15 protein-coding genes and 1 pseudogene are annotated in these 13,934 nt (G+C 46.2%); 6 read left to right on the forward strand and 10 right to left on the reverse strand.

Annotation, left to right across the window (positions count from 1 at the left end; translation table 11 throughout):
* Positions 1-107: 107 nt before the first annotated feature.
* From ACFS25_RS08365 to ACFS25_RS08375, 3 genes are read right to left on the reverse strand one after another with little or no spacing between them, the layout of a single operon-like run.
* Positions 108-1,028, reverse strand: a complete 921-nt coding sequence (locus ACFS25_RS08365) for a helix-turn-helix domain-containing protein (RefSeq protein WP_381498573.1) — start codon at positions 1,026-1,028, stop codon at positions 108-110.
* 12 nt (positions 1,029-1,040) lie between these two features.
* A complete protein-coding gene (locus ACFS25_RS08370) occupies positions 1,041-1,256 on the reverse strand; it encodes a hypothetical protein (protein ID WP_381498577.1) in 216 nt (71 codons plus the stop codon).
* Positions 1,231-1,410 (reverse strand): hypothetical protein, encoded by a 180-nt coding sequence (locus tag ACFS25_RS08375; protein WP_381498580.1) that lies wholly within the window; start codon positions 1,408-1,410, stop codon positions 1,231-1,233. Before ACFS25_RS08375 ends, ACFS25_RS08370 begins: the two co-directional genes overlap by 26 nt.
* A 759-nt stretch (positions 1,411-2,169) precedes the next feature.
* On the opposite strand from ACFS25_RS08375, the pseudogene ACFS25_RS08380 reads away from it, so the two are divergent.
* From ACFS25_RS08380 to ACFS25_RS08390, 3 genes and pseudogenes are all read left to right on the forward strand, one after another.
* Positions 2,170-2,247 (forward strand): annotated as a pseudogene (locus ACFS25_RS08380) (hypothetical protein); the annotation flags it as partial.
* A 407-nt stretch (positions 2,248-2,654) separates the two neighbouring features.
* Entirely contained in the window at positions 2,655-3,224 is a 570-nt protein-coding gene (locus ACFS25_RS08385; RefSeq protein ID WP_381498583.1) for a Crp/Fnr family transcriptional regulator, read from the forward strand.
* 69 nt (positions 3,225-3,293) lie between these two features.
* Positions 3,294-4,763, forward strand: coding sequence for a serine hydrolase (locus tag ACFS25_RS08390; protein ID WP_381498586.1), 1,470 nt, complete (start codon positions 3,294-3,296; stop codon positions 4,761-4,763).
* 239 nt (positions 4,764-5,002) lie between these two features.
* On the opposite strand, the gene ACFS25_RS08395 is transcribed toward ACFS25_RS08390, so the two are convergent.
* Positions 5,003-5,419, reverse strand: coding sequence for a hypothetical protein (locus ACFS25_RS08395; protein ID WP_381498588.1), 417 nt, complete (start codon positions 5,417-5,419; stop codon positions 5,003-5,005).
* Positions 5,420-5,915: 496 nt separating this feature from the next.
* Here ACFS25_RS08395 and ACFS25_RS08400 point away from each other — a divergent pair, with 496 nt between their 5' ends.
* From ACFS25_RS08400 to ACFS25_RS08410, 3 genes are all read left to right on the forward strand, one after another.
* Entirely contained in the window at positions 5,916-7,277 is a 1,362-nt protein-coding gene (locus ACFS25_RS08400; protein ID WP_381500814.1) for a thioredoxin family protein, read from the forward strand.
* 74 nt (positions 7,278-7,351) lie between these two features.
* Entirely contained in the window at positions 7,352-8,770 is a 1,419-nt protein-coding gene (locus tag ACFS25_RS08405; RefSeq protein ID WP_381498591.1) for a TlpA family protein disulfide reductase, read from the forward strand.
* Between the two features lie 47 nt (positions 8,771-8,817).
* Positions 8,818-9,231 (forward strand): hypothetical protein, encoded by a 414-nt coding sequence (locus ACFS25_RS08410; protein ID WP_381498594.1) that lies wholly within the window; start codon positions 8,818-8,820, stop codon positions 9,229-9,231.
* 416 nt (positions 9,232-9,647) lie between these two features.
* Here the strand turns inward: ACFS25_RS08410 and ACFS25_RS08415 are convergent, their stop codons facing one another.
* The 6 genes from ACFS25_RS08415 to ACFS25_RS08440 form a co-directional block, all read right to left on the reverse strand.
* Entirely contained in the window at positions 9,648-10,394 is a 747-nt protein-coding gene (locus tag ACFS25_RS08415; protein WP_381498597.1) for a hypothetical protein, read from the reverse strand.
* Between the two features lie 275 nt (positions 10,395-10,669).
* A complete protein-coding gene (locus ACFS25_RS08420; protein WP_381498600.1) occupies positions 10,670-11,170 on the reverse strand; it encodes a hypothetical protein in 501 nt (166 codons plus the stop codon).
* Between the two features lie 158 nt (positions 11,171-11,328).
* Positions 11,329-12,243 (reverse strand): helix-turn-helix domain-containing protein, encoded by a 915-nt coding sequence (locus ACFS25_RS08425; RefSeq protein WP_381498602.1) that lies wholly within the window; start codon positions 12,241-12,243, stop codon positions 11,329-11,331.
* 78 nt (positions 12,244-12,321) lie between these two features.
* On the reverse strand, positions 12,322-12,630 hold the full coding sequence (locus ACFS25_RS08430) for a Rossmann-fold NAD(P)-binding domain-containing protein (RefSeq protein WP_381498605.1): 309 nt from the start codon (positions 12,628-12,630) through the stop codon (positions 12,322-12,324).
* A 6-nt stretch (positions 12,631-12,636) separates the two neighbouring features.
* A complete protein-coding gene (locus ACFS25_RS08435) occupies positions 12,637-12,765 on the reverse strand; it encodes a hypothetical protein (RefSeq protein ID WP_381498607.1) in 129 nt (42 codons plus the stop codon).
* A 260-nt stretch (positions 12,766-13,025) separates the two neighbouring features.
* Positions 13,026-13,904 carry a glycoside hydrolase family 16 protein gene (locus ACFS25_RS08440; protein ID WP_381498611.1) on the reverse strand — a complete coding sequence of 293 codons (879 nt, stop codon included), beginning with the start codon at positions 13,902-13,904 and terminating at the stop codon, positions 13,026-13,028.
* Positions 13,905-13,934: the final 30 nt, after the last annotated feature.

Here is a 13,934-nt window from a genome sequence, read left to right on the forward strand (position 1 = left end):
GACTTGTTCTAGAATCGAATGATTGTACCGATCCCATGAAGACAGGAGCAGGCAAACCTATGCCTTTTCTTTTACTAATCTTGTTCAATAGTCTCTTTGTAGCCGGGTTAATTGAATGATTGCCGGAACTTCAGCGGTGAGAGTCGGGTCTTGGCCTTAAAGAACTTGTTGAACGACTGGGGATGTTCAAAACCCAGGCTATAGCCTACTTCGCTGACCGATAGATTGGTGGTCGAAAGTTTTTCTTTCGCTTTTTCAATTAACCGTTCGTGAATATGCTGCTGAGCATTCAGGCCCGTCAGGGTGCGTAATAAGCTGCTTAAGTAATTGGAGGAGATATGTAAGGCGGATGCCAGATCACCCACAGGCGGCAAACCGGTTTCTATCAACCGATCACTATCAAACTGGGCAGCCAGAATTTCCTCCAACCGGTCTAACAACTGATGACTCTGAATGTTTCGGGTAATAAACTGCCGCTCGTAAAAGCGCTCGGCGTACGTCAGTAAGGCATCCAATTGACTGGCGATGAGTTCCTGACTAAACTTATCGATCGTGGACCGATATTCCTGATCAATAATATTGATGATGCTTCCGATGATCGCTTCTTCTTTATTCGAGAGGAACAAGGCTTCATGGACGGCGTAGTTAAAGAACGCGTAGCTCTTGAGCTTTTTAGCCAGCGGAGTGCCCCAGAGGAAATCGGGATGGATGAACAACAGCCATCCCGATTGGGTCAGTTCCTGACCTTCTTCCAGCTCTACGCTAAGGACCTGGCCCGGCGCCATAAACGTCAGCACGCCGTCATCGAAATCATATGTGGTTTGCCCGTATTTAAGCTTGGCGTTAACGTTCTTCTTGAGGGCTATCGAATAAAAATCAAACACCATGGCTGTGGGTACCCTATTGCCTGAAAGCTTTACATCTTCGGCATTGACCAGGCTGATCAGGGGGTGCTGGGGCCGGGCTAGTCCCCGAAAGTGATGAAAGTCACTGATGGTGTTAAACCGGTGCGGTTTTGCATGTATCATAGTCCAAGGTAATTAATGCGGGTGATAAGCAGTAGCAAATTCGCGGGCAAAATCCGTCATTTTTACCTTGCCCATTACCACCGGCCGATGCTTTTCATAGTCCGCCGACAAATTCCCCTTATGCTGGCTGGCATACATGTCCACCAAACCCTTGGCGATGAGTGATGACAGCCCCGCCGACTCCAGGCCACTTTGCATCTGCTCATCCGATATGATGACCCATTGCAAAGGAGCCGATGGCTGGCTTAGCGCCAAGGGCTTCGATCTCTTGTTTTCTGTCGGCACGGCTGCTGACCACCGTCACGGTGTGTCCTTTTTGGACTAGCTCCTGGGCTAATGGTCTACTGATGTTGCCTAATGAACCGGTTACGATAATTTTCATGGCTTTTCGTTGTTTAGTTGCTACAAAGGTCTAAAGCCATAGACAAAATGAATTAGCCAAATCCACCGGGGTTGTAGTCAAAGCGGTTGTCAGGGGAAAAAGTTGCTTAGAAAATTGACATCTCTTTTGAGGATTCTAAAACAGGAGGTCAATGAACACCATCGGTAGTAGATAGTCAGCTACTGGGTCACCAACCCTTGGGATTATTACGCCCAGTACAGCAGCAAGGTGTATGCTATAGAATATGTTTGACAGTTATTAATAAATTGAGACCTGTTTTCTAAAAAGAATCGCACCTTTTACTGGACGAAAATAGTCGGTGACCCGTCCGGAAATTATCCGATTGTGCAACACTATTGACTACCAAGGACAGGTCAACAACGGTTGAAATTCTACTAGTTGACCGGTTTGATCAAGGGTTGGAAATTTGCTGACAGCGGTCATACCGCCTTTTTGTTTGGTTTTGCCCGATCGATAATTTCCAAGAAATTTTAAGGGATAGATGGCCTTAGAAACAAGGTAAATTCGAGCTCTAAAACAAAATCCGCGAGCTACAGGAACTTAAAGCTTACTACACACGAAAAACGGCCGAAGGCAAGAACGAAATGTTGGTCATTAACAACGTCTGTAATAAGCTGATTCATCGAGTATGTGCTTGCGTCCATCGGAAGGAAAAATATAAAGATTTTTATTCCCCCGTTGTTGCTTGAATCATAGAAATCGGTCCGATGGGATAATGCTGTAGCGGAGAGTTTTTTTAGAAGCCTCAAGTCGGAGTTGGCGTATCAGCAGGAGTTCCAAACTCAAACTATGGCTAAACAGGCAGTCTTCGAGTAGATAGAGATTTGCGGGGTCGCCCGTGCGGTACAATGGCACAGGCCACCCTGCGTCAACGAAGGCACTCAGGATTAGGCTATCTTTCCCCTTTCGACTATTATAACAGGCAATATCAAAATGTGGCTAAGAGATTTGTCCAGTGTTTTGTTGCAAGTCCAGTTGTTTGCTAGTAGAGTAGTGTCGAACAAAGATAAAGCAGACTTGTTCCTAGCACCATGGGTATTTGCGCCAATGGGAAAGGGGGGTTGAGACTCGATGCATGGCCAAACCAATTTGATCAGGTAGCGAACCAAGGCCAGTGTCCATATAGACTTCTATGATCTTTAGCTTTATCAATAAGATAAGTTGATACTTTGCATCGGAAATGGAGCAATTTGTTAGTGTTTGTACTGTCATCCCTCTTCGCTATGCACCCAGCGTTAAAAAAATATCTGGAGGGCAAGATATGCCTTTCAAATCAACAGGAAGAACTAGTGAATAATCACTTTACCCTACGCCTGACCAAACGCAATGAATTACTAGTCGAGAAAGGAGCCATTGCCAGGCATCTGTATTTTGTCTGTAAAGGGTGTCTGCGGATATTTCTCACCAATGAGGATGGCAGTGAGTCCACTCGTTATCTGATCGTGGAGGGGCAAATGGGCACCGCACTCCCTAGTTTCATTTTAAACCAACCCTCGGTAGCATCGATCCAGAGCCTGAGTGCGGCTGAAGTGCTTACCCTGAGCTATGCCGATCGCCAGCTGCTCTTCCAACACGTGCCAGGTTGGGAAACAATGGAGCGTATTCGACTCGAATTAGATTATATCGCATCGATTCAACGGCTTGAAAGCTTAATCACGATGAATGCCAAAGCCCGCTATGACTACTTTCGGCAAGCCAATCCAGCCCTAATTCAACAGCTTCCAGCTAAAATCGTGGCGGATTACATGGGCATCTCTCCGGAAACACTCAGTCGCCTAAAAGCCAAAACGTGATTTGTTGACTTTTGTCAATCGTTTTAACCCGCCGCTTTTGTTGCTTTGTGGAACTCATCCATTATACCCATGCACAAGCTACTGGTCACTGCCTTTTTCCTGCTGGTTCATCCCGTTACGTTTGCCCAGCCCGTGACCTATTCTAAAACAGTGCTGGCCAAGATCAACCAAGTGGAGAATCACCTGGCTGGAGATATCCGCACGCCCGACGATAAAGACGGGAACTTACAGCAACGGATGACGTATTTTGACGTGCCGGGACTAAGTATAGCCGTTATCCATAATTACCAGATTGAATGGGTTAAAGCCTATGGATGGGCCGATACTTCCTCCCATCGTCCCGTCACGCATGGAACCCGTTTTCAAGCAGGTTCCATTAGCAAATCACTCAATAGCGTAGGGGTGTTGAGGCTAGTACAGGATAAACGGATTGACTTGTATGCCGACATAAACCAATACCTGACAAGCTGGCAATTTCCTTATGACTCAGTCGCCAAAGGCAAAAAAATCAGTGTGGCTCATCTGCTAAGCCACACCGCTGGTTTGACGGTTCATGGTTTTCCCGGCTACGCTTCCCACGACCCTATACCCACCCTAAAGCAGATCCTCGATGGACAACTACCCGCCAATACCAAAGCGGTTCGGTCGCACCTTGCACCGGGTTTAATCTTTGATTATTCCGGGGGCGGAACCACTATTTCCCAGGTGTTGCTCATGGATGTAACCCACCAGCCGTATGAGGAGTATATGTGGGAGCGGGTCCTTAAGCCAATGGGTATGATTCATAGTTCGTATAAGCAACCACCTGCTCAAAATACCCTTCTGGCAACGGGTTATGACAACACAGGGAACGAAGTGTTGGGGAAGTATCATATCTACCCCGAACAAGCCGCTGCCGGACTGTGGACAACCCCGACGGATTTGGGTCGCTACATCATCGAAACGCAATTGGCCTATCAGGGTAAATCGAGTAAAGTGCTGTCTCAACAAACGACTCGATTACGCCTGACGCCTTACGTAGATAGTTCCGCGGCCTTGGGGGTGTTTATCAAGCAAAAGGGAGCGGAAAGGTACTTTACTCACGATGGATCAGATGCTGGCTTTCGAGCGACTTATTACGGTAGCCTGAATAGTGGCAACGGGGTGGTTATCATGGTCAACTCCGATAATGGGGACATCCTACCCGAAATCGTCAACAGCGTTGCCCGGGTATATAACTGGAAGGGATTTTATCAGCCTACCACAAAGCTAACCGTCAGTGTGCAAGAATCCATTCTGGATACGTACGTAGGCGACTATGAGGCTACCGAGTTCTTAGCCTTTCCTACGGTTATTTTTTCTATTACCCGAGAAGGCAACCGTCTCTTTCAAACAATAAAAGGCTTCTTTAAATGGGAGCTATTTCCCGAAACTAAAACGAAATTCTTTCTCAAATCCACCCCGGCCACGGTTGACTTTATTAACGATGATTCGGGCAGAGTAGTCAAACAGGTATTCACGTTTGGGGGCGAAAAGACCGAAGCGCTACGAATCAGGTAGGTTTCATTACGAACGTATTCATACGGTCAAAGCAACTACTGTAATTACTGGAAATAGCTACCCCGCTACAGGACAATTCGTTTTTATCGAGGTAAAACAACCAAGGCTCGAATCTACTACGGCCGCCGGTCCCGCAATCAGCATGCCGACCCAGCGGTTCCCGCCGGGATCGGACGTGCCCACTAGTTAGTCCTCCAACATCTCCACGATGAACCCCGAATCGAATGATATTCCTTGTATTACGCCTGTTTAACCCATTTCCGCTTGTTCCAGACCCTTGAAAAAGCACCATCCAGGGTAAATCGCCAAAACCTGGGTTCCCGTACTTTCTCTTCTGGAATCATCACCGTCCAGCACTCGTCATTGGGTAAGTGGATTAATTCGTGAATGCAGTCCGCTTCGACCACGTGGGTTGTACCTGGCGCCCGAAACACATCGGCATACTGCCAATTCCCTTTTTCAGTTAGTTGATAAACCCGCTCCGTATAGCCGCCTTTCAAAATATGAGTCGTGAACCGGAAGGGGTGACAATGAGGCCCCCCCTTGTCGCTGTCCGTAAAGTTATGCACCACCATATGAAAGGGGGTACGCTTACCCTTAAAATCGAATAGGTGTTTGGTAAACTCATTGCTCATTTTTTCTTTTCTGTACTTCATGGGTAAACGACCCTGCGCGGGTAGGTTTGTTGATTCAACTAGGTTGCCGTAAAAATAGGTGTAAGAGGCCTGTAAAGCGGTGCTTGACCCGCTTTACAGGCCGGTATTTTCATTAGCTGCGAGTAGGGAAGCGAAGAAGAAAGCCCTTCATTATGGTAAGAAAATATCCGTAGATTGAGTGTATCAATTGTGAGCAAAGAACCACACTTCAGCCTACCAGTGAAGTAACGAGACGTTTAGGTATCTACTCTTAATAGCCTGAAGGTACCCGGCATGTGTTCAACCAGAAGTATCACACGTGACAACAGCCCGACGAAAAGAAAGGAACTGTCTCGTATGTACTTATTACCTACCTAATCGCTATCGTTCTAGGCCAATAAGTTCGTACCCTAGTATAGGTTGGCTAAGTACAGTTTTTTTATTAACATCCTGATTCCAACTAGGAAAAGTAGAATAGGGTCTTCATGTTCAATCCGTAAAGCGTTCTTCTATGGCGATGTTTCCTGCCCTACTAATCCCATGTCTACTGAGTTTGATTCAAGTAGGGGATGAGCCTAAGGTTCACTTTCATTCGGGAAATTTTTGTCAGATTTTGACGCAGGCCAATCTGAGAAATAGGCCTGTTTTTATTAATGTATCAACCAGCTGGTGTGTTCCCTGCAAAAAAATGGAGAAAGAAGCGTTCAGTACGCCATCCATTGTTCGAAAGATAAATGACCATTTTATTGCTTATAAAATTGATGCCGAAAAAGGAGAAGGGGAATCCATCGCCAGAAAGTATCATGTAACAGCCTATCCGACATTGGTATTTCTAAATCAGGATGGTACCCTGCGACAGAAAACGGTAGGCTATACTACGATCACTACGTTATTGAGTCAACTCGATGCCGCTCTACAGGTGCGTCAGCCGGGACTCTCTTTAACGCAATTTGCCGCCCGCTACAAACAGAGTAATCGACAGGCTTCCTTTCTATATGCCTATTTACAGGCCTTGCGCAAAGTAGACCTTAATGGGGCCGATGTTATTGACGCCTATGCCGCGACGCTTCCCTGTGATCGCGTGTATGCTCCACCCAACCTAACCTTAATGACCCAGATGCTATCGACGTCCCATTCTCAAACGTATGATTTGTTACAAACCTATTTGCGGAGCCAGGGAAAGCAACCCATTGATTTAGACCGAAACAGTCAGCTCATCGCTAGCTTTTCAACAGCACTAGGCTATGATCTACAGGAGGCCATCGAGCGAAAAAATGATGATTTATTTCGGATTATTCTTCACCGAAAGCGTCAATTTACCAAGTTACTGGAAAGGATTACCCCTGAACGAGAAACCCAAATAATTCGCAACGAAACGATCAATTTTTATAAACGGACAGCCAAATTTTCGCCGTATAAATTGGCGATCAGACCCTATTTAACGTACCTCTTAACGCTACCTGACGAGTCGTCTCGAAAAGTAGATTCGCTGAATTTCTCCCGCTACTTATCGGAGATAGCGCCCTTACCTGATTCAATCCGAAAGCAGCAATATGCGCATTATCTAACCGATCGGACCGATACGCAAGCCTATTATATCTCGCTTGATTTAAGTGATATGGCACGCATGTATTTAACCTATGCGACAAATCGGGATGATTTACTCGAAGCCATCAATTGGTCCAAAAGGGCTGTTGACTTAACCCCACACCCTGATTTTTTAAGCACATATGCGGGTTTATTAGCCAAAACGGATCAGGTAGGGCAAGCTATCCTGATTCAGAAAAAGGCCCTGACGGAAGCTAAAAAACGAGGCTTAGCCAGCCAACCTTATCAAGCGGCCCTTGACCAATTAGATCAATCTTCACTCGACCGGTAAACAAATCAGCGGTACGGAACTCAATGGGAATGACGCTTTCTTTCGAGGACTCCATTCTCACTAACCAATTCATCATGACTACACTGAGATACTTTACCTATCCGCTTTTCTTTTTTTTTGGGTTTAGTTTGACTAGTTGTCAAGGAGCTGACACCCTGAAAATAACCCTCCATCGATCGTTTCTGACCGCGTCGAAAATTAATCTAACCTCGGTCGACATGATTTCGATGGAGTCTATGTCAATTGGTCATGTCCTGCACCGAGCGACTAACCAGACCATTCTGGGTGTCATCATTCCGCAATCTCAGTTTGCGTCCCTGGAGATTGATGGTGTTTTTATACCCCTCTTCCTTGAACCGGGGTATGATTTGCAGCTTTATCTTGACACTCTTAGTCGCCAGCCATCGGTTCGATTTGAGGGGCACAGTGCATCCGCCAATACGTATCTGACAAAAGCCAATGCCATTCGGATGCGAGTTGAGCAGTCAGCCGGTAAATTCTATTTTGAGTTATCGGCGGCTGAGTTTGTGACCCATCTGAAAGCAACCAAGGGACTTTATGCGCAACTCGATCAAACGTTTTTAGCGAAGCTTACCTTAGCCGACTCGCTAAAAGAAGTGCTATCTGGCCGCAACCAGGCCAATTTAGCGTTTATGCAGCAGAATTACGCAATGACTCATCCACAACCAAACCAACCCGCTGATCCGCTGAACGTGGCTGGGCCACCTCTCCCCTTTAGCCCCCATTTTATCCAGACTAAAATGGCTGAATATGCGATGGTGATGAATGTATATGTCAGCTACACATTACCGAATCTATTGGGTCTTCAACAGATGTCTAGTGAGCAAAAGTCATTGCTCGTGGATCAGTATATTCAAACCGGTACCTTCACGCCTGCCGAGAAAGAGTATTTGAGGGCTAAGAACGTCCATGCTTGGTTAACGCTCGTGGGGATTTCCCCGGAAACGGACGTTCTTTTTGCCCGCTATAAAACCAGTTTCCCCCACTCGGTCTATTTTCCTACCCTGGCTCAACTCTATCATAAGTGGTCAACGCTGGCACCGGGTCAACCGGCACCGGATTTCTACGGTGTGACACCAATGGGGGATACGCTGGCGCTGAGTTCGTTAAAAGGGAAAGTCGTTTATGTCGATGTGTGGGCTACCTGGTGTGGCCCCTGCCGGGCTGAATTTCCACAGGCGAAGCAATTGCAACAGCAATTTTCAGCCGATTCAGCCGTCGTATTTTTATATGTGTCGATCGATCAGAATCAGGCCGCCTGGAAAAAACTGTTGCAAGAGGATCCTCAATTTGAGGGCGTTCATATAAACCAAGTCTCTACTGAACAGGCTGGTTCTTTGTGGAAACCTTATCTGCTGAGTGGTATTCCCCGCTACCTGCTCATCGACCAACAGGGCCGGATCGTTCAGGCGAACGCTGATCGCCCCTCCTCGGGGAAAGTAGCCGAGGCAATTCAGAAACTACTGTTTTAACGTGAACTACCATCCTGAATCAGTTTATCTACCTGTTGCCCATCCTGATGAAAAAACTATTATTTACGGGTCTAGTGCTTTGTGTTTTGACAACACCTGTGTTAAGCCAATCCAAAACCGTTCGTCCTCGGTCGAGCCTGTCAAAAGACATTATAGGCGTTTGGGCCTTAGTGGACAAATCAACCAGTAAGGTTTCAGCAGGGAATCGGCTTAAACTCATTGTGGATCGCCATTGGAGCCTTACCCAAGCAGACTCAGTCAGCCATGTAACGACCGTTCATCATGGCGGTACGTACACGTTAACCGATAGTATCTATAGCGAACGAGTGGAGTATGCCAATCCCAATACGGCTCGCTACATTGATACGATAGCTAAGTTTTCAATCCAGATAAAAGGCAATAGTATGTATCTAAAGGGTATTGACAATCCTTGGAATGAAATATGGAAACGTATTCGGTGAACCGCCTTAATTCGTATTTGACGGGTCTGGATTAATATAATGGCAGTGGCTGTTGCAAAAGACAGCGGATCTAATCTAGGATAGCCAGAGCAGTGTTACCTGCTTGAACAGCAGACTTTCACAAGGTTTTTCTTACTAAAAAGAAGGCCTTATATTCGCATAAATCTTACTTGGTAGGACTATGAGCAAGAAAAAATTCTTTCCATCTTTCTTTCCTTTCAATATATTTTTCGGTTGGTGGCGCGCCATTTTGGCCTTACTCAGTCTAGCCATTCTAGCATTGGTAAGGATATTTAGTTGAGTGCTGGCTACAGTTTTGCAACAGCCACTTTTGTTATACAACGAGTATGGGAAATGTACAAACTAACTGAGGGTTAGATATTTGTACATTTCCCATACTCGTTGTATAATTAACCTTATGTTAGTGAATTAAAAGTAGTTGGTCGCTTCTTAAGTATATCACGGGTTAATAGAAAAAGTACAAAACTCCAAACTATTGCTGAAAACAACGACCACCTAGCTTGAGGGGCTAGCAAGCTGTAATAGAAGATTGGAGCACTACCATAAAGACCAAATACAATTGAAGTAGTTAGGTAACTGTAAGCAATCTTTGATCCTGTACTTGTGAGTTCCAATGAGTTATAAGTGATAGGCAAACTTTTGGTTAGCAATATGACCAATTGCCAAGCAACCAATGGGGTACCCAATACGAAGCCAACCCAAGCTGGAATGCTCAAACCAGTTTCAAAATGGCCGACGTCTCCGTTAGACGAAAAGGCTCTCAACGGCATGTAACTGTATAATTCGGCTAGATTAAAAACGGCAAACCAGAATAAGGCTTGGGTTGAAAGCGGTCTTCGTTGGGTAGCTAATTTACGTAATCCTACTTGTGAAAGTAAATACAACAAGACATTCGTTACTAAAGCTGCCACTGCAATCAAAGACGCTTTCCAAGGGTAGAATCGAAATATTGGTTCGTAATTAATGTCTTCTTCAGCGTAAAAAAGAGTCCAATCGCCATAAATAATATCGAATGGTTGTGCCTTATAGCCCAACAACCAGCCAACCATACTATGAGACCACTCATGAACTAAGACCATTATATGGTGAGTTGCAATAACTGTGACGACAGTCATCATAAAAATGACAATTCCTCTAACCATAAATTTTGTAGTTGGTCTGTGCTTACTTAATGTGTTGTATAAGTGCCGTCCAAGCTTTCATATTGGTTAGTGATCACTAAATCTTGTTATATAAGTGGTGTGGCTGTTGCAAAACTCTGGAGAAGGGTGATCTACTCTGGTAAGGGTGCCCGACTGGAACCAATTTCACCTTGCAAATTACTGGTTCAAGTCGCTACTTTACTCATTATTGACTTTTGCAACAGCTAGGTCAATTATACGACAAAAATCAGATGCTCTACTTGATGGAAAATCGCTCATTGATTAACGTCCAGTCGAACGGCTGAGCCAACTCGTCGCTGGCTATTAATGGTACTACCCACTACTTTAATCTCCTTCAAAATCACACGACCAGCTAGGTCAGTTAAATACAAAGAGTCTTTAGGAACTAACAAATTATTCTTCCGCTGGTAATCTTGGAGTTGAAAGGAGACAGGTAAAATGTAATGGCCACTATAGTGTAAGCTGAGAGGGGGCAACCTTTTTAGCGCGTTGATAACAGTAGGCTCTAGTCCGAAATAGACTCCTTCGTTGCTGTGATTCAAAATTGAAATCAGTTGAACATGGCCTTTCTGATCCACCGTAAACTCAGCAAAAAGACGGACGTAAATACTCGACCACTGCGCTTGCCGAGGGTACTTGAGTCGGCGAGCGAGCACAGTCGTGAATACGGGATCTTGACTTAAATCATCTTGGGTGAGTTGAGCCGGAGCGGGGCAAAGGTTAAGTAGGAGAATAAGGAGTATTAAGTAGTTCATAGTAGTACTTTTCTCAGCTACTAACCCAAGTGCCTTAGTAAGAGATTATACTTTTATTCCCTTTACATAAAGACAGTGGCTGTTGCAAAAGTAGATCAGTAATATCTTTCCAGGGGTGGTAGGATAAGGGACCGGTGAAATACCGCCTAAATGCTATTTTAATTGAATGAATGGCGAAATTCCAGCGGGGAGGAATTAGTCTTGCTCCTGAATAACTTACTGAACGACTGGGGATGCCCGAAACCCAGCTCATAGGCAATCTCACTGACCGACAAATTCGTCGTCGATAGCATTTCTTTAGCGGTTGAGATGAGTTTGTTATGAATATGCTGTTGAGGGTTTTGCCCAGTCAGCGCCTTCAATACACTGCTTAGGTACGTTGGGGATAGATTCAGTTGTTCGGCCAGATACCCCACGGTTGGCAACCCAATTTTCAGGAGCTCACCGTTGACAAAATAAGCTTCTAATGCGGCCTCAAATCGGTCAAGCAGGTTGTGGTTGGTAATCTTCCGGGTGATGAACTGCCGCTGGTAAAACCGCTCAGCATAGTTAAACAGTACCTCGAGTTGAGCAACAATTATGGCCTGACTGAACTTGTCGATTGGAGCCTGGTATTCCTGCTGAATCTGCTGGATGATGCCCACAATCATTTCGTCTTCTTTTTCAGACAGAAACAGGGCCTCGTGAATAGCGTAGTCAAAATAGTCGTACTGCCGGATGGTTTTAGCCAAGGGAGTATGCCACAAAAAATCAGGGTGAATCATCAACAGCCAACCCGTATGGTCGTGTTGCTCATCGGCCGCAACGGTAAGCACTTGACCAGGCGCTAGAAAGACCATCACCCCTTCGTCGAAATCATACGGCTGTTGTCCGTATTTCAGCTGGCTGTTGAAATTTCGTTTCAAAGCAATTGAATAGAAGTTAATAACCATGCTTTTTGGCTTGGCAATCTTGCGTGGTCTGATGTCCTCAAAGCGGACCACACTAATAAGCGGGTGGGCTGGTTTGGGAAGACCAGCAAACTGATGATAGGCGGATAGGGTATCGATTCGGTGCAGCGACTCGTTTGGCATAATTCGACGGGCTTAAGTCCTGACTTTTTCCAGACAGGCGACGCGTGTTACAGGTTACACAACAAGGTTAACCCTTCGTTAAGTGCAGTCGGCTTTCTTTCGACCAAGCAACTTTTCTAGATCCGGGCTTATGATGTCTTCCTGACCATTGGCAATATCGGTTATAAACCCGGTGATTCGCTGGGCCATTATCTCAGACAAACCTCGCCCCATTAGTTGGTCTGCAAAAGTGGCTGGCTCCACTAGCGTGTAGGTCACGAGCTTGCCAGAAAGGGCTGTGAGGGAAGTTGCTAAATCATAAAACGAATACGACTTACTGCCGGTTAACTGATACGTTAGGTTGCCCTCACAAGTACTAGCCAGGGCACTCGCTATGGCTTCACCCATCTCGCTTCATAGGGCAAGGGCAACGCGGCCTTGCGCGTCCGGTAGGTGAATACCGCGCTCAAAAACGGCGTCTTCACCCACAAACTGCGGAATGGCATCCATGTACAGGATGTTCTGAAACAGCGTGTAGGCCATTCCACTTGCTTTAATGTATTCCTCAGTCTGAAAGTGATGTGAGGAGTCCGGTTTAGCGGCACACCTCACTACCGGCTATCAACAGGATGCGCAAAAGAGTTGCTAGGGTAATTAATTTCATGCCTCGAGCGTAAACATAAAACCACTCAAGTCTAAGCAGATCGGTCAAAATTTACCAGTATACACCCTAAAAATACTTGTTCTATAGGTGCAGTGTCAGTTGCCAGCTTACGGCCTTACCTGCCGGTTCATTGCAACCATCAAAGGCGGTTGAGCGGTTTATACGCCATCCAGTCAACTTCTAATTGATAGGGGTTTTTAGGCGCTTCCGTCGACAGCGGATTCGTTTCAACCGCCCAATTGTTGGTATGCCAGAAATTCATCCGGTACCGCGAGGCATTCTGGGGAATACCCAACGATGACCCCTGGTAATCCCAGAGCACGATTTTGGCACCCGTGGTGGGGTGAATCATCCACCAGCGCAGGCGGTCGGGATACCAGTCGAATCCGTAAGTGTAAAACTGCGAGGAGGCATCGTAGCCGGGCAGAGAGGGCAGCGTTTCGGGCTGGTTCTGCACGCCCGTCAGGGGGGTGGGGGTGCCATCGTAGTTAATCTTCTGCTCTGTGGTGTAAATAATGCCTTTGGCCAGATTGATCGTCCGGCCAACCCGCTGCAAGGCGCCGGTATGCCCTGTCCAGGTGCCGAGGTAGATAATAGTGGGGTCGGCAATGAGCCACTCGATGTCAATCTCGCTCAGGCCGGGAATACTATCGAGGTGATAGGTGAAATATCCCACCACGGCCCCTACATTAGGCTGTATAGTAATCACGGTGGGTACCTTAATTCGCGCCGAATACGTGCCGAAATGCGTGAACTTGGTCGAGATAATTTCGGGTCCCTTCCCGGCCCCGGGTGCTTCGTTGGGATTAATCTTGAAGGAAAGAACATGGCTTTTAGGCTCGGTTGATGAAGTGACACCCTGCGCATATTTGAAGGCGATTTTTTGCCCCGTCGATCCGTAGCTGAAATAGGGGGAAGTGGGCTTAGTGAAGTCTTCTTTAAAGGCTTTCTGGAATGGTTTGGGCTGGGCAGTGGCCGAAAAACAGCCAAGGGCGAGGAGCATGAGCAGATTTTTCATATCAAAACTGTCTAAACGTTTATCAACACC

It is taken from the genome of Spirosoma flavum, from assembly GCF_042686045.1.
GTDB lineage: Bacteria > Bacteroidota > Bacteroidia > Cytophagales > Spirosomataceae > Spirosoma > Spirosoma flavum.

What these genes read in the sequence shown, in the direction of transcription:
- ACFS25_RS08435 (WP_381498607.1), bottom strand. Translation starts at nt 12,765, where the DNA reads ATGGCCTACACGCTGTTTCAGAACATCCTGTACATGGATGCCATTCCG.
- ACFS25_RS08410 (WP_381498594.1), top strand. Translation starts at nt 8,818, where the DNA reads ATGAAAAAACTATTATTTACGGGTCTAGTGCTTTGTGTTTTGACAACA.
- ACFS25_RS08365 (WP_381498573.1), bottom strand. Translation starts at nt 1,028, where the DNA reads ATGATACATGCAAAACCGCACCGGTTTAACACCATCAGTGACTTTCAT.
- ACFS25_RS08415 (WP_381498597.1), bottom strand. Translation starts at nt 10,394, where the DNA reads ATGGTTAGAGGAATTGTCATTTTTATGATGACTGTCGTCACAGTTATT.
- ACFS25_RS08400 (WP_381500814.1), top strand. Translation starts at nt 5,916, where the DNA reads ATGTTTCCTGCCCTACTAATCCCATGTCTACTGAGTTTGATTCAAGTA.
- ACFS25_RS08390 (WP_381498586.1), top strand. Translation starts at nt 3,294, where the DNA reads ATGCACAAGCTACTGGTCACTGCCTTTTTCCTGCTGGTTCATCCCGTT.
- ACFS25_RS08375 (WP_381498580.1), bottom strand. Translation starts at nt 1,410, where the DNA reads ATGAAAATTATCGTAACCGGTTCATTAGGCAACATCAGTAGACCATTA.
- ACFS25_RS08440 (WP_381498611.1), bottom strand. Translation starts at nt 13,904, where the DNA reads ATGAAAAATCTGCTCATGCTCCTCGCCCTTGGCTGTTTTTCGGCCACT.
- ACFS25_RS08385 (WP_381498583.1), top strand. Translation starts at nt 2,655, where the DNA reads ATGCACCCAGCGTTAAAAAAATATCTGGAGGGCAAGATATGCCTTTCA.
- ACFS25_RS08395 (WP_381498588.1), bottom strand. Translation starts at nt 5,419, where the DNA reads ATGAAGTACAGAAAAGAAAAAATGAGCAATGAGTTTACCAAACACCTA.
- ACFS25_RS08420 (WP_381498600.1), bottom strand. Translation starts at nt 11,170, where the DNA reads ATGAACTACTTAATACTCCTTATTCTCCTACTTAACCTTTGCCCCGCT.
- ACFS25_RS08430 (WP_381498605.1), bottom strand. Translation starts at nt 12,630, where the DNA reads ATGGGTGAAGCCATAGCGAGTGCCCTGGCTAGTACTTGTGAGGGCAAC.
- ACFS25_RS08425 (WP_381498602.1), bottom strand. Translation starts at nt 12,243, where the DNA reads ATGCCAAACGAGTCGCTGCACCGAATCGATACCCTATCCGCCTATCAT.
- ACFS25_RS08405 (WP_381498591.1), top strand. Translation starts at nt 7,352, where the DNA reads ATGACTACACTGAGATACTTTACCTATCCGCTTTTCTTTTTTTTTGGG.